Below are 19775 nucleotides of genomic sequence, written 5' to 3'. Positions count from 1 at the left end.
CCTTTCACCAAAGCCGTGATCCGACTTTCGAGGGGGGACCTCACCCATGCAGGCCGCGCCCGTACGCGCCACCGCGATCCCGACCTTCACCGACGCTCTGCGCGCCGTCGAGTCGCTGCTGATGAGCAGTGGCCAGCGCACCGCACGCCGCAATGCCTGGACCTCCGTCCTGGAGGACCGTCGCCGCGCCAAGGACCGGGTCGAGGCCCAGCGCGTCCTCGAAGCCGTCGCCTCCCGCGGCTGAGGCCCCCGGGGCCGGTGCTGCTGTTCATCGGCGGCCCCCGGCCACGTAGACTTCACACATGGCGAGGAAGGAACCCGCAGCGGACGCTGCGAACACCGGGCGGCTCAAGCAGATCGCTCTGACCTACAAGATGACCCGCAAGGCCGATTCGAAGATCGGTCTTGTACTCGCGGCTGTGGGAATCGTCACCTTCGGTGTCTTCCTCGCGATCGGCTTCTTGATCGGTCACCCCATCTATCTCGGAATTCTCGGCTTCCTGCTCGCCTTCCTCGCGATGGCGATCATCTTCGGGCGCCGTGCCGAGCGAGCGGCCTTCGGGCAGATGGAGGGCCAGCCCGGCGCGGCCGCCGCGGTGCTCGACAACATCGGGCGCGGCTGGACCACGACCCCGGCGGTCGCGATGAACCGCAGCCAGGACGTGGTGCACCGGGCGGTCGGCAAGGCCGGCATCGTGCTGGTCGCCGAGGGCAACCCGAACCGGGTGAAGACCCTGCTGGCCGCCGAGAAGCGCAAGATGGCCCGCATCGTCGCGGACGTCCCGGTCCACGACCTGCTCGTCGGCAACGGCGAGGGCCAGGTCCCCCTGAAGAAGCTCCGCACCACCATGCTGAAACTGCCCCGCGTCCTGCCCGGCCCCCAGGTCACCGCGACCAACGACCGGCTGCGCGCCATGGGCGACCTGATGGCGAACATGCCGCTGCCGAAGGGCCCGATGCCGAAGGGCATGCGGATGCCGCGCGGCGGCAAGACGCGCTGACGTCGATCGCCGCCCGACCTGCGAGAAGGCGCCCCGAGCTGCTCAGCTCGGGGCGCCTTCTTCGTGTACGCGGTCCGCACGCTCAGATACGGACCTCCACCGAACGCGCGATGCGGTCGTGCAGTCCGCGGCCGTCCCGGTCCCAGATCAGCGCCGGGATCGCCAGGCACAGCAGCACGGTGCGCACGACGACCCGGCCGATGCCGAGCCGCCCGCCCGACTCGGAGACCACCCGCAGACCGAAGAGGCGCTTTCCCGGCGTGCAGCCGATGGTGCCGACGGTGAGGATGCCGAGCAGCAGGAAGATGAGGAGCGCCCAGTTCCCCGTGGCCTGCCCATAGCGGTGCGTGACCAGGCCGTATGCGATCAGCATGCACAGCGCCCAGTCCACGGCGAGGGCTCCGACGCGCCGGCCGGGGCGGGCGACGGAGCCGGGGCCGTGCTCGGGCAGACCGAGCTGCTGCCCGCGGTATCCGAAGTCCGCGCCCGACTGTTCCAGGGCCTCGCGGGGCCCGGACAGCCACGATCCCATTGCTTCCCTGATGTCCACCCGTCCACGGTACTGCGCCCGACCCCGCCGCCCGTCCGGCCCCCCTCGCCCGGTTAACTTCGGCGAAACAAATGGGTCATGCTTGAGAAACCACGTCTGCCTATGGTCAGGTCCAGCGTGTGCCACCGCACTGGCCGCACCACCGAGCTGCAAACCCCGCCCCTCCCCGGGTGGGAGTAGGAGGAGTTGGATGTTCCAGAACGCCGATGACGCCAAGAAGTTCATCGCGGACGAGGACGTCAAGTTCGTAGACGTCCGCTTCTGCGACCTGCCGGGTGTGATGCAGCACTTCACGGTGCCGGCTTCGGCGTTCGACCCGGCCGAGGAGCTGGCCTTCGACGGCTCGTCGATCCGCGGCTTCCAGGCCATCCACGAGTCCGACATGGCGCTCCGCGCAGACCTGTCCACCGCGCGCGTCGACCCGTTCCGCCGCGACAAGACGGTCAACATCAACTTCTTCATCCACGACCCGATCACGGGCGAGCAGTACTCCCGTGACCCGCGCAACGTGGCGAAGAAGGCCGAGGCCTACCTCGCCTCCACCGGCATCGCCGACACCGCGTACTTCGGCCCCGAGGCCGAGTTCTACGTCTTCGACTCGGTCCGCTTCGAGACCTCCGCCAACCGCTCGCTCTACGAGATCGACTCCGAGGCGGGCGCCTGGAACACCGGCGCCGTCGAGAACAACCGCGGCTACAAGGTCCGCTACAAGGGCGGTTACTTCCCGGCCCCGCCGGTCGACCACTTCGCCGACCTGCGCGCCGAGATCTCCCTCGAACTGGACAAGAACGGCCTCCAGGTCGAGCGCCAGCACCACGAGGTCGGCACGGCCGGCCAGGCGGAGATCAACTACAAGTTCAACACGCTGCTCGCCGCCGCCGACGACCTGATGCTCTTCAAGTACATCGTGAAGAACGTCGCGTGGCGCAACGGCAAGACCGCGACCTTCATGCCGAAGCCGATCTTCGGCGACAACGGCTCGGGCATGCACGTCCACCAGTCCCTGTGGTCCGGCGGCGACCCGCTGTTCTACGACGAGCAGGGCTACGCGGGCCTCTCCGACATGGCGCGCTACTACATCGGCGGCATCCTCAAGCACGCCCCGTCGCTCCTCGCCTTCACCAACCCGACGGTGAACTCCTACCACCGCCTGGTCCCCGGCTTCGAGGCCCCGGTCAACATGGTCTACTCGCAGCGCAACCGCTCCGCGGCCATGCGTATCCCGATCACGGGCTCGAACCCGAAGGCCAAGCGCGTCGAGTTCCGCGCCCCGGACCCGTCCTCGAACCCGTACCTCGCCTTCTCGGCGCTGCTCATGGCGGGCCTCGACGGCGTGAAGAACAAGATCGAGCCGGCCGAGCCGATCGACAAGGACCTCTACGAGCTGGCTCCCGAGGAGCACGCCAACGTCCAGCAGGTCCCGACCTCGCTCCCCGCGGTCCTCGACGCCCTGGAGGCGGACAACGAGTACCTCCAGGCCGGCGGCGTCTTCACGTCCGACCTGATCGAGACGTGGATCGACTACAAGCGCACGAACGAGATCGCCCCGATCCAGCTCCGGCCGCACCCGCACGAGTTCGAGCTGTACTTCGACATCTAAGAACGCCGCAGGTCAGAGCCGCCCGCTCTCCCCCCTGCCTAAGCTGTGGGCCGTGCCCCCTCCGTCGGATGCCGACGAGGAGGGGCACGGCCCACAGTCATGAGGGACGTGAGAAGAGGAGGCCGGGATGGGCGGCGATACCGAGATCTGTACGGTGACCGTCACCGCGCCGGACAGCGCGTGGCTGGCGGGGTTCGTGCGGCAGTTGGTGGACGACCGGCTCTGTGCCTGTGGGCACATCACGGAGTCGATCAAGGCCGTCTACCGGTGGCAGGGCGACGTGCATGAGGACGGCGAGGCGCATGTGTCGCTGCACACCAGTGCCGAGCGGGTGCCCGAGATCATGCGGCGCGTCGAGGAGCAGCACCCGTACGAGGTTCCCTGCGTCATCGTGGCCGCCCTGCGCGCCGCTCCCTCGTACGCGGCCTGGGTGGTCGAGCAGACGCGGCCCGTCTGAGGTCTACGGCTCCATGGGGATGGGGCGGCCCTCGATGATGTCCTGGGCCACGCTCGCGACCTTGCGCTGGTGGGAGCGGGCGTAGCGGCGCAGGTGGGCGAAGGCCTCGTCGAGGGGGATGGCGTGCTGGGCGGCGAGGATGCCCTTGGCCTGTTCGACGACGACGCGGCTGGACAGGGCGTGTTCCAGTTGGCCGGCCAGGACCCGGCTCTCGCTGACCTCGCGCTGGAGCGAGAGCGTGTGGGCCGCCGCGTCGGCGAAGGAGCGGGCGAGGCTCAGGGCCTTTTCGTCGAGGCGGCCGTCGGGTGCGCTCAGCAGGACGAGGGCGCCGGCCGGGCCGTCCTTGGCGGGCAGCGGCAGTGCGGTCACCCGGGCGTGGCCGAGGGTTTCGGCGCGGGCCGTCCAGCGTGGCCAGCGCGCGCGTGTCGGCTGGGTGGTGACGTCCACGTCGATGAGGGCGCAGCCGGTCGTACGGACGTCGTGGCCGGGGCCTTCGCCCCAGGTGGCGGCGTCCGCGGCGAGGGCGCGCATGCCGGGGTCGGTGCCGTCGGTCTGCACGGCCGAGCCGTTGGGGGCGTACTGCACGATCGCGCCCGGCGCGTCGAAGAGCCTCCTGCCTCCCTCCACCAGAGTGGCGAGCAGGTTTTGCGTGTCGAGCGGGTCCCGAGCGGCCGTCCCCGCCAACTCGGCGAAGACCGCGGCGAGTTCCTGCTCCTGCAGCGTCACGGTGAATGACCTCTCAGCCGAGTTTCAGTTGTCCGTGGACGATATCCCGGGCGATGTCCCCGATGGGACGCTCGTCGGCGAAGGCCCGGGCTTTCACCAGTTCCAGTGCGTCGCCCACCTGACAGCCCGTCTGGATGGCGACCATTCCCGCGGCCTGATGGACCACGGCCCGGTAGTCGATGCCACCGAAGAGGCCGGGTACCGCGTCCTGGCCGATCAACACACTTCGGGTCAGCGCGTCCGCGACCTTCGTGAACAGTCTCGTGGACGCGTCGCCACCGGGCGGGTCGAAGATCGCGAGGGCGCCGATGCACTCGCCGGGCACCTGGAGCGGGACCGCCACCACCTGGCCGATGCCGAGGGCTCTGACGGCCGGGCCGTAGCCGGGCCAGCGGGTGCTCAGTGCGGGGCCCGACGCCTCGACCGGTCCGTGCGCGCACACGGCGTCCCGCGCGGGGCCCTCACCGAGCACGTACTCCAGGTCCTGCGCGGAGCTCGACGGCTGGTCGGAGGAGGCGGTCGCCACCTGGTTGCGCTCGCCGTCGACGAGGGTGACGGCGACACTGCTGGTGCCGCACGCCTCGGCGACGCCCGTCATGAATCGGGGCGGCGGCCCGCCGTCACGGACCCACTGGCCCGCGCGGCGGGCGTGTGCCTCCAGCAGTTCCGCCGCGACCTGGTGCCGGGAGGCGGTGGTGCGGTGGAGCTGGGCGAGGCGCAGATACAGGGTGTCGTCGGAGCCGTCCGACAGCGACTCGTACCGCCGCGCGAGCCCGAAGGCGCGGTCGGCGCGCTCGCGCGCCTGGGCCGCGCGCTGCCAGGCGAGCGCGGCCTGTGTCGGCGTACCGGCCTTGGGCTCCATGCCTTCACCCTACGCCCGCCGGGTCAGACCGTACCGACGCTTCGGTCTTCTTCCATCAACAGGACGACGCCGCCGCGGTGGCCGTCGAAGGGGCTGCACTGCACGGCGCAGCGGACGCCGCGGCCCAGCCGGTTGACGGCGTCGATCTCCACGGGGGCGGCCCGTGTACCGGCCCTGACGCACTCCTCCACGACGGCGCGCAGCCGCTGGGTGGGGAGCCCGAAGTCCAGGCCGAAGAAGGGCTGGTCGAGCACTTCGTCCTGGCGCAGGCCCCACAGGTCGATCGCGCCCCGGTTCCAGCTTTTGACGTGGAGGTTCTTGTCGAGGACGACGACGGCGGCCGCGATGGAGGTGAGGACGCCCTCGAGGAAGGAGCGGGTCTCGTCCAGTTCCTCGGTGCGGATGCGCAGTTCCTCGTTCATGGTCTCCAGTTCCTCGCTGCCGGACTGGAGTTCTTCGTTGGTGGTCTCCAGCTCCTCGTTCGTGGACTGGAGTTCCTCGTTGGTGGTCTCCAGCTCCTCGATGGAGGACTGCAGTTCCTCGTTGGTGGTCTCCAACTCCTCGTTCGTGGACTGGAGTTCCTCGTAGGCCGTCTCCAGGTCCTCGCGTACGCGCTTGACCTCGGCCTTGAGCCGGGTGGCGACGGTGACGTCGGTGAACGTGATGCTGGTCGCGGTCGGAGGGCCTCCCGCGGCGGCCAGGGGCTGGACCGTGATGTCGAAGACCTGGACGTCCTCGCCGACCCTGCGCTCCGCGCCGTTGACCCGCAGGGCGCGGCGTTCGTGGGTGGCCTGGTCGATCAGGGAGCGCAGTTCGACCGGGCGGTAGGAGATCTCCAGGTCCTGGAAGGGGCGGCCGAGGTCGTTGGTGCTCAGGCCGAACTGGGTGCGGGCGTGGTGGTTGATGAGGACCACGGTGCCGTCGGTGTCCACGGCGAGGGCGGCGCCGGGGGCGGCGTCGAGGACGAGGTCGCGCAGTTGGCGGCTGCGCGCCAGGCTGTGCGTGTCCACTCCGAAGCCGGGGCGCAGTTTGGGTGGCGCCGGCTGGTGGGGCATGGTCGCGCCTCCGGGACGGCGGCGGAAGACGCGCTGGCGCATGCTGACGACGTCGAACCGGTCGGCGTCGTTGAGCAGCATCTCTGCCTTGCCGAGGAAGAGGAAGCCGCTCTCGCGCAGCGCGAAGTGGAACCGGTCGATGATCTGGGTCTGCGCCTCGACGTTGAAGTACATCAGGGCGTTGCGGCAGACCAGCAGGTCGAGGTGGGAGATGGGGGCGTCGCGGGTGATGTCGTGCCGGCCGAAGATGACGCGGCGGCGCAGGTCGGAGCGGAAGGTGTACTGGGCGCCGCTCGGCTCGAAGTACTTGTCGCGCAGTTCGGCCGAGAGCGGTTCCAGCGCCTTGGCCGCGTAGAGGCCCGAGCGCGCCTCGCGCAGCGCCTCCTCGTCGACGTCGGTGCCGTAGATCTTGACGCGGGCCAGCGCCTCGTCGACGCCGAGGGCCTCGGCGAACATGATGGCCAGCGAGTACGCCTCCTCGCCGCTGGAGCAGCCCGCGCTCCACACGCGGATCTCGTCCTTGGGGCCGAGCCGTTCGAGGAGTTCGGGGACCACCTCGCGCTGGAGGAACGTCCAGGCCTCGATGTCGCGGAAGAGGGAGGTGACGTTGATGAGGATGGTGTTGAAGAGGGCGCTGAACTCGTCCGCGTTGGTCTCGAGCTGGTCGCGGTAGTCGGCGTAGGAGTCGGTGCCGACGTCGGCCATGCGTTTGCGGATGCGGCGGCCCAGCGACGAGCGCTTGTAGCCGGTGAAGTCGAAGCCGCGGGCGTCCCTCAGGAAGCCGAGAAGATCCTCCAGCTCCTCGTCCGTCTCCGTCGCGCGGGGCGCCTCGCTCATCCTTGCGTACCTACTGCCTCTTGAATTCGACAAGTCCGCGGATCACCGCAGGGATTTCCTCCAGAGGTAGCACGAAGTCCACTGCTCCCGTACCCAGCGCCGCCTCCGGCATGCCTCGGAACTCCGCGCTCTGCGGGTCCTGCGCGATCACGGTACCGCCCCGGGACCGTACGGCCTCGGCGCCCAGGGCGCCGTCAGTGCCGGTTCCGGTCAGCACGACGGCGACGCCACGCGGCCCGAACTCCTGGGCGACCGACCGGAAGAGGGGGTCGGCGGCGGGTCGCAGGAAGTGGACGCGGTCGGCGTGGGAGAGGGTGAGGGTGGAGCCGGGGCCGATGAGGAGGTGCCGGTCGGGCGGCGCGAGGTAGAGGGTGCCGGGGCGGGCCGTCTCGCCGTCTTCGGCGAGTTTGACGGTGAGGCCGGTGCGGCGGTCCAGTATCCCGGCGAGGACGGTGCGGTGGTGGGGATCCAGGTGCTGGACGACGAGGAGGGGTACGGGCAGCCCGGCGTCGAGCCCTCCGACCAGGGTGACCAGACCGCGGACGCCACCGGCGGACGCGGCGACGGCGACGACGCCCACGGCAGGCGGGATGGTTCCGGGCGGCTGGGGTGGCACGTCACCGAGCGTAGTCCTTGTGCCGGTCCTCCGGTGGTGGTCAGTGGCGCAGGGCGCGGAGGATGTCGGCGGTGACCTTGCCGTCCAGGGAGCGGTGGCTGCGGGCCGTCGCCTTCTTGGAGCTGTCCGCCCCGACGCCGTCCACGTTGAGGGCGACCGTGTCGAGCCGGTTGCCGCCGCTGTCCTTGAAGGCGACCAGGACGAGGTACGACTTCGTGGACGACTGCTTGTTGGTGACGGTGACCGGCACCGTGGCGCGGTCGCCGTCCTCGGTCGCGGCGCCTAGTTCCACGTCGCCCTTGGCCTCGGTGCCCTTCTTGAACTCGTCGAGTTTCTTCTGCGCCTCGGCCGTCGCGGACGACAGCACCCCGGCCGCCTTCGACGCGGCGTCGGACGGGCCGTCGTCGCTGTCGGAGCAGCCCGCCGCGCCGGCGGTAAGGACCACCACCGCCAGCAGGGCCGCGCCCATGCCTCGTACGTTCGTCATGCCGGGCTCCTCCGCTCGACCCTCATCGCCGGTCGCCTCAGTCAACGGTGCCCCGGCCGGGGGCCGCATGCCAAGGGCGGCAAACAGGTGACCTCTCGGGCAGTATCGGGGCCATGCACACGCGACACATCGGCAACGAGGAGCGGCGCGTCCGGCTCGCGCTCGCGCACCGGCTCGCCCCGTCGGCGCGGGCGGATCAGCCGGAGGGGGTCGCCCGGTCCCTGGTGGCGTTGCACGGCACGGACCCGGCGACGGTGTACCTGGCGGTCGGCGCGCGGCTGGCCGATCCGGCCGGGACGGTCGGGGCCGTGGAGCGGGCCCTGTACGAGGACCGGACGCTGGTGCGGATGCACGGGATGCGGCACACGGTGTTCGTGTTCCCCGCGGAGCTGACCGCGACGGTGCACGCCTCGACGGGGCTCACGGTCGCGGCGCGGGCCAGGGCCGGCCTGCACAAGGACATGGTGAGCGGCAGCGACGGGCGGCTGACGCCCGAGTGGCTGGCGCGGGTCGAGGAGGCGGTGCTCGCCGCGCTGACCCGGCGCGGGGAGGCCACGGTCGCCGAACTCACCGCCGAGGAGCCCCGGTTGCGCGAGCAGTTCACGTACGGCAGAGGGAAGAGTTACGAGACGCCGCACACGGTGGGGTCGCGGCTGATGCGGGTCCTCGGTGTGGAGGGGAGGGTGGTGCGCGGGCGTCCGCTCGGCTCCTGGACCTCGACCCGGTTCCGGTGGGCGATCGCGCCGCCGCACCCCGAGCTGCCGCCCGGCAAGGCGCGGGCTGAGTTGTTGCGCCGGTGGCTCGGGGCGTGCGGGCCCGCCACCGAGGGGGACCTGAAGTGGTGGACGGGCTGGAAGGTCACGGACGTACGCGAGGCGCTGGACGCGGTGGGGGCGGTGCGGGTGCGGCTCGACGGTGACGCCACCGGGTGGGTGGTGGCCGATCAGGTGGAGCCGCCGGGCGTCGAACCTGAGCCGTGGGCCGCGCTGCTCCCCGGCCTCGATCCGACGGCGATGGGCTGGCAGGAGCGTGACTGGTACTGCCCGCCCGAGCTGCGCCCGGCGCTGTTCGACGGCAGCGGCAACATCGGTCCGACGGTGTGGTGGAACGGGCGGATCGTGGGCGGGTGGGGTCAGCGGGCGGACGGCGAGGTGGTCTGGCGGCTGCTGGACCCCTCGGGGGGCCGAGAGGCGCGGGAGGCGGTGACCGCCGAGGCGGCGCGGCTGTCGTCCTGGCTCGCGCCGACCCGGGTCACCCCGCGCTTCCGTACGCCGCTGGAGAAGGAGCTCGCGGACTGAGAGGAGCGGGGCCGGGGGCTCGCGGCCTCCCCCGATCCCGCTCCTCAGGTGCCGAAAGGCCCCGGTCCGGTCAGCGGCAGTACCGCATCAGCGTCCGCACCATGTGACACGTGGTGTCCGACGGCGGGTGGATGCCGATGAGTTCGGCCGTGGCGCGGATCCTCTTGTTGTGGGCCTGGTTCGGCAGGTAGACGCCCGAGTCGAGCAGGGCTATCGCCAGGCGCATGGCCTTGAGTCGTCGGTTGTGGGTGATGTACCAGTCGCGGGGTCGCCCCGCGGGGAGCGGCCTCTTGGCGAGTGGCGCGTACGGCAGATCCATCAGCATCGGTGCGGCAGCCGGCACAGGCATCCTCCTGTCGCGGAGTCGAAAGCCCCCGAAGCTCTCGAACACTGCTTCTATTCTACTGCTCGGCACTGACAAAAGCCGCTGGCCAAGCCCTACTTGAGGGGTGCCACGGGAAGCGCCACGGGAACCGTTTCGCGTACCGTTGGCCCCATGGAGATCTGGATCAACCCGGCCTGTTCGAAGTGCCGCGGCGCGCTCACCCTGCTCGATGCGGAGGGCGCCGACTACACGGTGCGCCGCTACCTGGAGGACGTGCCGTCCCCGGACGAGATCCGCGCCGTGCTCGGTCGGCTCGGCCTGGAGCCGTGGGACATCACCCGCACCCAGGAGGCGGACGCGAAGGAGCTGGGCCTCGCGACGTGGGCGCGGGACGCGGAGAGCCGCGAGCGGTGGATCGAGGCGCTGGCCGCGCACCCGAAGCTGATCCAGCGCCCCATCATCACCGCCGACGACGGCACGGCCGTGGTGGGCCGCAGCGAGGAGGCGGTACGGGACGCGCTCGGCCGGGGCTGACACATCGCATACGGGCTCACCGGCCCGGTCGGGCCCCGGGCGCCTGCGGTAACACGGGGTTCACACCCGGGCAACGGATGGGACATCGCCTGTTGACAGGCTGCCCGGCAGCAGAAGACCCGTGACTGAGGATGTGGCCCCGTGACGTTCAAGGCTGAGTACATCTGGATCGACGGCACCGAGCCGACGGCCAAGCTTCGTTCGAAGACGAAGATAATCGCCGGTTCTCCCGAAGGTCTGGACGCGCTGCCGATCTGGGGCTTCGACGGGTCGTCCACCAACCAGGCCGAGGGCCACGCATCGGACCGCGTCCTCAAGCCGGTCGCCGTCTACCCGGACCCGATCCGCGGCGGCGACGACGTGCTCGTCATGTGCGAGGTCCTGAACATCGACATGACGCCGCACGAGTCGAACACGCGGGCCGCGCTCGCCGAGGTCGAGGCGCGCTTCGCCGCGCAGGAGCCGATCTTCGGCATCGAGCAGGAGTACACGTTCTTCGAGGGCGACCGCCCGCTCGGCTTCCCCGTCGGCGGCTTCCCCGCGGCGCAGGGCGGCTACTACTGCGGTGTCGGCACCGACGAGATCCACGGCCGTGACGTCGTCGAGGCGCACCTGGACAACTGCCTCAAGGCCGGTCTCGGCATCTCGGGCATCAACGCCGAGGTCATGCCCGGGCAGTGGGAGTTCCAGGTCGGCCCGCTGGCCCCGCTGGAGGTCTCCGACCAGCTCTGGGTGGCCCGCTGGCTGCTGTACCGCACCGCCGAGGACTTCAAGATCTCCGCGACCCTCGACCCGAAGCCGGTCAAGGGCGACTGGAACGGCGCGGGCGCGCACACGAACTTCTCGACGAAGGCGATGCGCGAGGGCTACGACGCCATCATCACCGCCGCCGAGTCGCTCGGCGAGGGCTCCAAGCCGCTGGACCACGTCAAGAACTACGGCGCCGGCATCGACGACCGCCTGACGGGCCTGCACGAGACGGCCCCCTGGAACGAGTACTCCTACGGTGTCTCCGACCGCGGCGCCTCCGTGCGTATCCCGTGGCAGGTCGAGAAGGACGGCAAGGGCTACATCGAGGACCGCCGCCCGAACGCCAACGTCGACCCCTACGTCGTCACGCGGCTCCTCGTCGACACCTGCTGCTCCGCCCTGGAGAAGGCCGGACAGGTCTGATTCCGGCCATGCCGGACCCCTGGGCGCCCGCGTCTTGCGCGGGCGCCCTCTCCTTCCCGTACCGCATCTGCTTCAATATGGGCATGGCCAGTTTCCAGAACATCACCGCGCGGGGTCGTCGTCACGACCTCGAGCCGTTCTGGCCCTCCCGTCAGCACCACGACTTCGACCGGGTGTGTTGCCGCGCGACGCACGCGCAGGCCCTCTAAAGCCTCACTCGACCACCGAGTTGCGGCCTTCGGTCCGCGCGCACGACGTACGTCCTTTCCTCAGACGGCTCTCGCGCGAAAGTTGACCTCCCATGGCTGACGCCCGCCCCCTCTCCTCGCTCCGCACCGCCCCCTCCCCCGCCAGGACCCGGCTGCGCGCCGTCGACCGGGACGAGGTGGCGCCCGCCGCCTCCTTCGTCCCCGCCGGCCCCCTCCTCGACGTGGCGGACTTCCTGCCGCCGGGCGCCACACTGCTGCCGGCGCCGCCGCACACGCTGCCCACGCTGCCGGGCCGGCCGCCGATGATCGGCTACCTGGTGCTCGTCCCGGCCGACCAGCAGTCGCTGCTGCCGACCGCGCCCGGCCCCGTGGAGGACGCGGGGCCCGCCGCTCCCGTGGCCGCGGCGCGGGACGCGCTCATCCGGATCGACGACGCGCAGCGCATCGCCAGCGTGCGCGGGCGCCGACTCGACCTCACCTACCTGGAGTTCGAGCTGCTCGCCCATCTCGTCGCGCATCCGCACCGCGTGCACACCCGCGACCAGCTCGTCACCACGGTGTGGGGGTACGGGCACGTCGGCGACGGCCGCACGGTCGACGTCCACATCGCCCGGCTGCGCCGCAAGCTGGGCGCCGAGCACCGCCGGACGATCCAGACGGTGCGCCGCGTCGGATACAAGTACGCGCCGCCCACCGGCGACTGAGCGCCCGGCGCCGGGGTGTACCCAGCACCACCCCGGCACGGGTGCGGATCCCACTGACCCGGTCCGCGCCACCGGCCACACTGTGAGGTGTACGGCTGACGGGACGGACGGAGTACACGTATGGGTACGAGGGTGCGCGGAGCAGTGTCGGCCGGGCTGCGGGGGCTGTGGGTCGCCGTGGCGGGACTCGCCGGGTCGCTCACCTTGTTCCTGCTGTCGGTGCTGTCGATCGTGCTCGTCGTGGTCGGGGTCGGCGCCCTGACCACGCCGTGGGTGCTCGGCCTCGTACGGCACTGGGCGAACTGGCGGCGGGCCGTCGCCGCCGAGTGGTGCGGGGTGCGGATACCGGCGACGTACCGGCCGTTTCCGGACGATCCGCGCGGCGGTGTCGTCGGGCGGGTCGAGCGGTGCCGGGTGCTGCTCACGGACCCGGCGACCTGGCGGGACCTGCGCTGGCTGCTCGTCGACATGACGGCCGGGTTCGTCACCGCCCTGCTGCCCGCGGCGCTGATCCTCTACCCGGTCGAGGGGTACGCGCTCGCGGCCGGGCTGTGGCGGGTCTTCACGGACGGCACCCATGTCGGCTGGTGGTACGGGTTCGTGCCGGTCGGCGGCCAGGGCACGGCCCTGCTGGCCGCGCTGCTCGCCACGGCGCTGCTGGTCACCGGCCTGTTCCTCGCGCCCGCGCTGCTGCGGGGCCACTTCCTGCTGACCCGGTACGTGCTCGCGCCCGCAGCCGGTGAACTTGAGGAGCGCGTACGGGTGTTGACCGAGACGCGGCGGGACGCCGTGGACACCTCGGCGGCCGAGCTGCGCCGCATCGAGCGCGATCTGCACGACGGGGCGCAGGCCCGGCTCGTCGCGGTCGGCATGGACCTCGGCACGGTCGAGGCGCTGATGGAGAAGGACCCGGCGAGGGCGCGGGCGCTGCTCGCGCAGGCCAGGCAGTCGTCCGCGGAGGCGCTCACCGAGTTGCGGGACCTGGTGCGCGGGATCCATCCGCCGGTGCTCGCCGAGCGGGGTCTGGGCGACGCGGTGCGGGCGTTGGCGCTGCGCCTGCCGGTGGAGGTGGAGGTGGCGGTGGACCCGGTCGGGCGGGTCGAGGCGCCGGTCGAGTCGGCCGCGTACTTCGCCGTCAGCGAGGCCCTCACCAATGCCGTGAAGCACGCGGGCGCTGACCGAATCTGGATCGACCTCACGCACACCGGCGACCGTCTGCGGATCGCCGTCACCGACAACGGCAGGGGTGGCGCGGTGATCGGCGCCGGGGGCGGGCTGAGCGGGATCGAGCGCAGGCTCGGTACATTCGACGGTGTCCTCGCCGTCAGCTCGCCCGTCGGCGGTCCGACCATGGTGACCATGGAGATCCCGTGCGTGTTGTCCTAGCCGAAGACCTGTTCCTGCTGCGGGACGGGTTGGTGCGGATGCTTCAGGCGTACGACTTCGAGATCGCCGCCGCCGTCGAGAGTGGACCCGAACTCACCAAGGCGCTGGCGGAGTTGGAGCCGGACGTGGCCGTGGTCGATGTGCGGCTGCCGCCCTCGCACACCGATGAGGGGCTCCAGTGCGCGCTCGCGGCGCGACGGGCGCGGCCCGGCCTTCCGGTGCTCGTGCTCTCGCAGCACGTGGAGCAGTTGTACGCGCGAGAGCTGCTCGCCGACGGGACCGGCGGGGTCGGTTACCTGCTGAAGGACCGGGTGTTCGACGCGGACCAGTTCATCGACGCGGTGCGGCGGGTCGCCGCGGGCGGCACCGCGATGGACCCGCAGGTGATCCAGCAGTTGCTGTCGCGGCGGGCCGCGGACGCGCCGCTCGGCGGGCTCACCCCGCGGGAGCTGGAGGTACTGGACCTGATGGCGCAGGGCCGGTCGAACGCGGCGATCGCCGGGCAATTGGTGGTGACCGAACGCGCCATCGCCAAACACACCTCCAATATCTTCGCCAAACTGGGGCTGCCCGTTTCCGATGACGACAATCGCCGGGTGCTCGCGGTGATCGCCTATCTGGATCAGGGGCCGGATCAAGGGCGTCGGTGAATTCCGGCGCCCGATTGAACACGGGCGCCTCGCGTTGCGTACGTAGTCCCATGGGACGCACCTCACGGAAACGGCGCTCTTCGCTGACGACGCGGATGACCGTCGCGTCGGCCGCACTTCTCCTGGGCGGAGGTGGGCTGGCCGCGGTCAACGTGTACGCGTCGGCCCATGAGGACCCGGGGCAGAGCGCGGGCGGCGGGACACCGCGACAGCAAGCGCAGCAAGCACAGCAACGACAAGTGGCCACGATCGACTGTCCGGACGTCGGCAACGCTCTGCCGGACGTCCCCGAGGGCGCGCGCGGCCCGGTCGACGGTGAGCTGGCCACCCTGGACAGCCAGATCACGGCGGCCTACCAGCGGCTCGCCGCCAACCGGGAGGCCGCCGCCCAGGACCCGGACTTCGTGCGCAACAGCGTTCTGGGCCCGCTGAAGGACAAGCGCGGCGCCGTGCTCGGCCGCATCGGCGAGGACATCCGGCGCTCCGGCGGCACCCCGCCGCCCCGGCTCGACGGGATGGCCCCCTGCACCGGCCGGGCACCCGAGCAGCCGGCGCCGCAGCCGTCGCAACCGGCGCAGCCTTCGCAACCGGCCGGGAACACCGGTACCGGTACCGGTGCCGGTACCGGTACCGGCAACGGGCCCGACGCCGCCGACTTCGTCGACATCACCTCGGTCCGGCCGAACGTCGTGACGGCCCGCAACCGGCGCGCGGCGTCGCGCGGCACCTTCACCACGGCCTGCGGACGCAACGAGAACGGCAAATTCAATCCGGACAACGTCATCGTCGCGCCCGGAGTGAGCAATGGCGCCCACCATATGCACGACTATGTGGGAAATCAGGCGACGGACGCCTTCTCCAGCGACGACGCTCTCGCGAACGGGCGGACGAGCTGCCGCAATCAGGGGGACAGGTCGACGTATTACTGGCCGGTCCTCAGGCTCCAGAACGGAAAGGCCGAGGCGGACGCGGGCGCCGACGGCGGCGGAAAGGACCAGAACGTCGGGGAGATCCAGACACCTTCCTCGGTGACCTTGAAATTCGACGGGAATCCGACGAGCAAGGTCGTGCCGATGCCGCGTTTCCTGCGCATCATCACCGGTGACGCGAAGGCCCTCACCAACGGCACCGCGAACGCCAACGCCTCCTGGAGCTGCACCGGCTTCGAGAACCGTCAGCTCAAGGACAAGTACCCGATCTGCCCGGGCGGTTCGAAGGTCGTCCGCACCTTCCGGTTCCAGAGCTGCTGGGACGGGACCAACACCGACAGCGCCAACCACCGTACGCACGTCGCGTTCGAGGACCCGCGCACCGGCGCCTGCCCGGCCGGTTTCAAGGCGATCCCGCAGCTCGTGCAGCGCATCGTGTACGCCGTGCCGCCGGGCCCCGGCTTCGCCGTCGACTCGTTCCCCGAGCAACTGCACAAGCCGGCCACCGACCACGGTGACTTCATCAACGTCTTCGACACCGAGCTGATGCGGCGCGTCGCGAACTGCGTCAACCGGGGCGACCGCTGCACCTGACGGGCCGCCCCCCTCATGGCCGCTGCGCGGCCCGCTCAGTGATGACCGTCGTGCCCGGAGCGGGGCCCCGCCTCGCCGCCCCCACCACCACTGCTCCCCGAGTGGTGCGAGGAGGCCCGCTCCACGGTCCCGCCGAGCCGGCCGCGCAGCCTTGTCACGACTCCTTCCGCGCCGACCACGACCCATTTCCGGCCGACGAGGTAGGTGCCGCCGTAGTCGTCGGCCGCGTCCAGCCATTCGGCCTGGCCCCGGTCGGTGGCGAAGGTGGCCAGCACGTAACGTCCGTCGCCAGCAACGCAGTTGGCCTGACGCAGTTCGTCCGCGTCGGTCTGGAGGTCGGGCCGGCAGCCCGCCGTGCGCGCCAGCTCCTCCAGCGAGCCGCGCGCCGTCCGCGGGGGCCCGGGGGTCCGCGGCCCCTCGTCGGCGGCGCCGCACCCGGTCACGGCCACGACCACCAGGGCCCCTGCCACCAGCAACTTCCTCATCCCGCACTCCTGTCCCGCAGGTATTCGGTACGTCGACACGATCCCGCCAGCTCCGTGCGCACCGTTGAGCACGGACCTGCGCCCCGGTTACCGTGCGCCGCACCATCCGCGACGCTGGGGGTTACAGATATGTCCGCGCCAACGCGACGCACGGTCCTGGGCACGGCAGGCGCCATCGGGCTCGGCACGGCCCTGGGGGTGGGCGTGCCGGGTGCGCAGGCGGCGCCGTACGCACTTGATACGGCTCCGGCGCTCGCCGTGCTCACCAGACGACTGCCGCACCACGCGGACCAGTTCAGACTCAGACTGGTGCCCGCGCAGGGCGGCGTGGACCGCTTCCGGGTGTCCGGGACACGGGGCCGCGTCGAGGTGTACGGGACGACCCCGGCGGTGCTGCTCGCCGGGGTCCACTGGTATCTGAAGTACGTCTGCGCGGCGCACATCGCCTGGAACGGCGACCAGCTCGACCTGCCCCGCACCCTCCCGGCGCCCGCCCGCCCCCTGGAGCGGTCGACGGCCCTGCCCCACCGGTTCGCGCTGAACGACACCAACGACGGCTACACGGCCCCGTTCGCCGGCTGGGCGTACTGGGAGCGCATGATCGACGTCCTCGCCCTGCACGGCTGCAACGAGGTGTTCGTCATGGCGGGCATGGAGGCCGTCTACCACCGGGTCCTCAAGGACTTCGGCTACAGCGACGCGGAGTCGCGGGCCTGGCTGCCCGCGCCCTCGCACCAGCCGTGGTGGCTGCTCCAGAACCTCTCCGGGTACGGCGGCCCCCTCTCCCCCGCACTCATCGCCGAGCGCGCGGAGTTGGGCCGGAAGATCGCCGACCGGCTGCGCGAGCTCGGGATGAAGCCGGTCATGCCGGGCTACTACGGCCATGTGCCCAAGGGGTTCGTGGAGCGCAACGGCGGCGACGCGCACGTCGTGCCGCAGGGCATCTGGCACGGTTTCGAGCGCCCCGACTGGCTCGATCCGCGCACGACGTCGTTCGCGCAGGTCGCCGAGTCGTTCTACGGGCACCAAAAAGACCTCTTCGGCGAGATCGACGCCTTCAAGATGGACCTGCTGCACGAGGGCGGCACCGCCGGCGACGTGCCGGTCCCGGACGCCGCCCGCGGTGTGGAGAGAGCCCTCCAGAAGAACCGGCCGGGCGCCACCTGGGTGATCCTCGGCTGGGAGGCGAACCCGCTGCCCGAGCTGCTCGACGCCATCGACAAGAAGAAGATGCTGATCGTCGACGGGGTCTCCGACCGGTTCACCTCCGTCACCGACCGCGAGAAGGACTGGGGCGGTACCCCGTACGCGTTCGGCACGATCCCCAACTTCGGCGGCCGGACGACCATCGGGGCCCGCACGCACATCTGGAACGAGAAGTTCTTCGCCTGGCGCGACAAGCCGAACAGCGCGCTGACCGGTACCGCCTACCTGCCGGAGGCCACCGACCGGGACCCGGCCGCCTTCGAGCTGTGGTCCGAACTGGCCTGGACGAAGGAGAAGGTGGACCGGGCCGCGTGGTTCGCCGGGTACGCCGACCTCCGGTACGGCCGCCGCGACCGGGACGCCCGCGCCGCCTGGCAGGCCCTGCACGAGACGGCGTACCAGCACCACGCCGTCGAGCGCTCCGACCCGCACGACTCGCTGTTCGCCGCCCGCCCCGACCTGTCGGCCGGCCGCGCCGCCTACTACGCGCCGCGCGCCCTCACCTACGACCCGGCCCGTTTCGACGCCGCGTTCACCGGGCTCCTGGGCGTCGCGGGCGACCTGCGGGGCAGCCAGGCGTACACGTACGACCTCGTCGACGTGGCCCGCCAGGCGCTCGCGCACCGCAGCCGCCAGCTCCTGCCCCAGCTCAAGGCCGCCTACGCCGACAAGGACCTGGCCCGCTTCAAGGACCTCGCCACGCTGTGGCTGCGGCTGATGCGCCTGTCGGACGACGTGACGGGCACGCACCGTGCGTTCCTGCTCGGCCCCTGGATCCAGGACGCCAGGACCATGGCGACCGACGACGCCGAGCGCGCCGAGTTCGAGCGCTGCGCCAAGGTCCTCATCACGGTGTGGGGCGACCGCGCCACCTCCGACCCGGGCAATCTGCACGAGTACGCCAACCGCGAGTGGCAGGGTCTGATGGCCGACTTCTACCTGCCGCGCTGGCAGAAGTGGCTCGACGAACTCCAGGACGCGCTCGCGGCGGGCCGGGAGCCCGTCAAGGTCGACTGGTTCGCGTTCGAGGAGCCGTGGACGCGGGAGCGCAAGGACTACCCGCTGCGCCCGTACGGCGACGCGTACCGGACGGCGGCGCGCGTGCGGGACGTGCTCGCGCGCGCCCCCTACCAGGGCGCCGTGACGGTCACCGCCGAGCCGCCCGCGTTCCCGCCGGGCGGGCACGCGCGCGTGGCGGCCACCTTCCACAACGTCAACGGCCTGCGGGCGACCGGCCGCGTCGACTTCGCCCTGAAGGGCATCGACGCCACGCCCGAGCACGGCACGTCGCTGCCCCGGGTGGCCCCGGCCGGTGAGGGCACGGTGTCCTGGCTGGCGAGTGCGCCGGCCACCCCGCTCGACGAGCCGCTGCGCCCGTTGCCGTACACGGTCGAGGTGCGGTACGGGCCGCGGGGCGAGCCCCGGGTCACCTACGCGCACAAGGGCACCCTGTTCGAGGCGGGTCCGCTGGACGCGGGCTGGAGGACGTACAGCAACAACGCGGCGGTCTTCGGGCAGCTCGGCGAGCGGTTCGCCATCGACGGGGGCGGCGCCGACCTGTGGAAGGGGACGACGGAGTTCGGCACCGTCTACCGCGAGGGCGCCCTCACCGACGGCGTGTCGGTGGTGCTGCGGGTGGACGCGCAGGCGGTGACCGGCGCCTGGGCGCGCGCCGGCGTCATCGTCCGCAACTCCCTCGCCACCCCCGGCTCCCCGGGCTTCCTCAACCTGTCCGTGACCCCCTCGAACGGCGTCGTGCTCTCCTACGACACGAACGGGGACGGGACGCTCGACACCTACAAGCGGATCACCGGGATCAAGGCGCCGGTGCTGCTGCGGCTGACCCGCGCGGGCGGTTCGTACACCGGCACCTGCTCCACGGACGGCGGGACCACCTGGCGGACCGTCGCGACCGTGCCCGTGCCGGGGGCGGCGGCGGCCCAGGACGTGGGCCTGTTCATGTCCGCGACGAACGGCGGCGACGGGACGCGCGGCACCGTCGAGTTCAGCGGCTGGCAGCTCACGCCGGCGCCGGGCGCGTAGGAGAGACTGGGCGGGACAAAACGAGCCGAACGGAACACCGGGAGTCCC

The 19775-nt window shown here is 71.4% G+C and carries 21 protein-coding genes; 13 read left to right on the top strand and 8 right to left on the bottom strand.

Translation table 11 applies throughout. The annotated features are described in order from the left end of the window. The first annotated feature begins 46 nt into the window (after window positions 1-46). A complete protein-coding gene (locus tag ACIRF8_RS06410) occupies window positions 47-244 on the top strand; it encodes a hypothetical protein (RefSeq protein WP_404211409.1) in 198 nt (65 codons plus the stop codon). A gap of 58 nt (window positions 245-302) precedes the next feature. Next, complete coding sequence (locus tag ACIRF8_RS06405; protein WP_404211407.1) at window positions 303-1001, top strand: DUF4191 domain-containing protein; 699 nt, start codon at window positions 303-305, stop codon at window positions 999-1001. Between the two features lie 82 nt (window positions 1002-1083). Here the strand turns inward: ACIRF8_RS06405 and ACIRF8_RS06400 are convergent, their stop codons facing one another. Next, the gene (locus ACIRF8_RS06400; RefSeq protein WP_404211405.1) at window positions 1084-1551 is read right to left on the bottom strand and encodes an RDD family protein; all 468 of its coding nucleotides are present in this window, start codon (window positions 1549-1551) and stop codon (window positions 1084-1086) included. A gap of 190 nt (window positions 1552-1741) precedes the next feature. Between ACIRF8_RS06400 and glnA the strand changes: the two genes are divergently transcribed. Together glnA and cutA are read left to right on the top strand one after the other, a co-directional pair. Next, window positions 1742-3151 carry a type I glutamate--ammonia ligase gene (gene glnA, locus ACIRF8_RS06395; RefSeq protein ID WP_404211404.1) on the top strand — a complete coding sequence of 470 codons (1410 nt, stop codon included), beginning with the start codon at window positions 1742-1744 and terminating at the stop codon, window positions 3149-3151. 127 nt (window positions 3152-3278) lie between these two features. Then, a complete protein-coding gene (gene cutA, locus ACIRF8_RS06390; protein ID WP_404211402.1) occupies window positions 3279-3608 on the top strand; it encodes a divalent-cation tolerance protein CutA in 330 nt (109 codons plus the stop codon). Between the two features lie 3 nt (window positions 3609-3611). On the opposite strand, the gene ACIRF8_RS06385 is transcribed toward cutA, so the two are convergent. From ACIRF8_RS06385 to ACIRF8_RS06365, 5 genes are read right to left on the bottom strand one after another with little or no spacing between them, the layout of a single operon-like run. Then, window positions 3612-4334, bottom strand: coding sequence for an ANTAR domain-containing protein (locus tag ACIRF8_RS06385; protein ID WP_404211400.1), 723 nt, complete (start codon window positions 4332-4334; stop codon window positions 3612-3614). 13 nt (window positions 4335-4347) lie between these two features. Next, window positions 4348-5196 carry a GAF and ANTAR domain-containing protein gene (locus ACIRF8_RS06380; RefSeq protein ID WP_404211398.1) on the bottom strand — a complete coding sequence of 283 codons (849 nt, stop codon included), beginning with the start codon at window positions 5194-5196 and terminating at the stop codon, window positions 4348-4350. Between the two features lie 23 nt (window positions 5197-5219). Beyond that, entirely contained in the window at window positions 5220-7088 is a 1869-nt protein-coding gene (locus ACIRF8_RS06375) for a CheR family methyltransferase (protein ID WP_404211396.1), read from the bottom strand. A gap of 10 nt (window positions 7089-7098) precedes the next feature. Further along, on the bottom strand, window positions 7099-7704 hold the full coding sequence (locus ACIRF8_RS06370) for a chemotaxis protein CheB (protein WP_404211394.1): 606 nt from the start codon (window positions 7702-7704) through the stop codon (window positions 7099-7101). Between the two features lie 40 nt (window positions 7705-7744). Next, complete coding sequence (locus ACIRF8_RS06365; protein WP_404211393.1) at window positions 7745-8191, bottom strand: hypothetical protein; 447 nt, start codon at window positions 8189-8191, stop codon at window positions 7745-7747. Window positions 8192-8304: 113 nt separating this feature from the next. Between ACIRF8_RS06365 and ACIRF8_RS06360 the strand changes: the two genes are divergently transcribed. After that, entirely contained in the window at window positions 8305-9489 is a 1185-nt protein-coding gene (locus ACIRF8_RS06360) for a winged helix DNA-binding domain-containing protein (RefSeq protein ID WP_404211392.1), read from the top strand. Between the two features lie 70 nt (window positions 9490-9559). On the opposite strand, the gene ACIRF8_RS06355 is transcribed toward ACIRF8_RS06360, so the two are convergent. Further along, window positions 9560-9838: a hypothetical protein gene (locus ACIRF8_RS06355; RefSeq protein WP_404211390.1), complete on the bottom strand. Its 279-nt coding sequence runs from the start codon at window positions 9836-9838 to the stop codon at window positions 9560-9562. A gap of 147 nt (window positions 9839-9985) precedes the next feature. Here ACIRF8_RS06355 and ACIRF8_RS06350 point away from each other — a divergent pair, with 147 nt between their 5' ends. The 7 genes from ACIRF8_RS06350 to ACIRF8_RS06320 all read left to right on the top strand — a co-directional run bounded on the left by ACIRF8_RS06350 (window position 9986) and on the right by ACIRF8_RS06320 (window position 15993). Then, window positions 9986-10348, top strand: coding sequence for an arsenate reductase family protein (locus ACIRF8_RS06350; protein WP_404211388.1), 363 nt, complete (start codon window positions 9986-9988; stop codon window positions 10346-10348). A 141-nt stretch (window positions 10349-10489) separates the two neighbouring features. After that, window positions 10490-11521, top strand: coding sequence for a glutamine synthetase (glnII, locus tag ACIRF8_RS06345; protein ID WP_404211386.1), 1032 nt, complete (start codon window positions 10490-10492; stop codon window positions 11519-11521). 83 nt (window positions 11522-11604) lie between these two features. Next, window positions 11605-11730, top strand: coding sequence for a hypothetical protein (locus tag ACIRF8_RS06340; RefSeq protein ID WP_404211384.1), 126 nt, complete (start codon window positions 11605-11607; stop codon window positions 11728-11730). Between the two features lie 92 nt (window positions 11731-11822). Further along, window positions 11823-12434, top strand: a complete 612-nt coding sequence (locus ACIRF8_RS06335) for a winged helix-turn-helix domain-containing protein (RefSeq protein ID WP_404211382.1) — start codon at window positions 11823-11825, stop codon at window positions 12432-12434. 120 nt (window positions 12435-12554) lie between these two features. After that, window positions 12555-13820 (top strand): sensor domain-containing protein, encoded by a 1266-nt coding sequence (locus ACIRF8_RS06330; RefSeq protein ID WP_404211380.1) that lies wholly within the window; start codon window positions 12555-12557, stop codon window positions 13818-13820. Then, window positions 13805-14470, top strand: a complete 666-nt coding sequence (locus ACIRF8_RS06325; protein WP_404211378.1) for a LuxR C-terminal-related transcriptional regulator — start codon at window positions 13805-13807, stop codon at window positions 14468-14470. Before ACIRF8_RS06330 ends, ACIRF8_RS06325 begins: the two co-directional genes overlap by 16 nt. Window positions 14471-14520: 50 nt before the next feature. Continuing rightward, complete coding sequence (locus tag ACIRF8_RS06320; RefSeq protein ID WP_404211376.1) at window positions 14521-15993, top strand: DUF1996 domain-containing protein; 1473 nt, start codon at window positions 14521-14523, stop codon at window positions 15991-15993. 35 nt (window positions 15994-16028) lie between these two features. Here the strand turns inward: ACIRF8_RS06320 and ACIRF8_RS06315 are convergent, their stop codons facing one another. Continuing rightward, window positions 16029-16478, bottom strand: a complete 450-nt coding sequence (locus ACIRF8_RS06315) for a hypothetical protein (protein ID WP_404211374.1) — start codon at window positions 16476-16478, stop codon at window positions 16029-16031. A 129-nt stretch (window positions 16479-16607) separates the two neighbouring features. Here ACIRF8_RS06315 and ACIRF8_RS06310 point away from each other — a divergent pair, with 129 nt between their 5' ends. Next, window positions 16608-19727, top strand: coding sequence for an alpha-N-acetylglucosaminidase (locus ACIRF8_RS06310; protein WP_404211372.1), 3120 nt, complete (start codon window positions 16608-16610; stop codon window positions 19725-19727). Window positions 19728-19775 lie beyond the last annotated feature (48 nt).

It is taken from the genome of Streptomyces sp. NPDC102406, from assembly GCF_044765725.1.
GTDB lineage: Bacteria > Actinomycetota > Actinomycetes > Streptomycetales > Streptomycetaceae > Streptomyces.
This window is presented reverse-complemented; position numbering and strand designations above follow the sequence as displayed.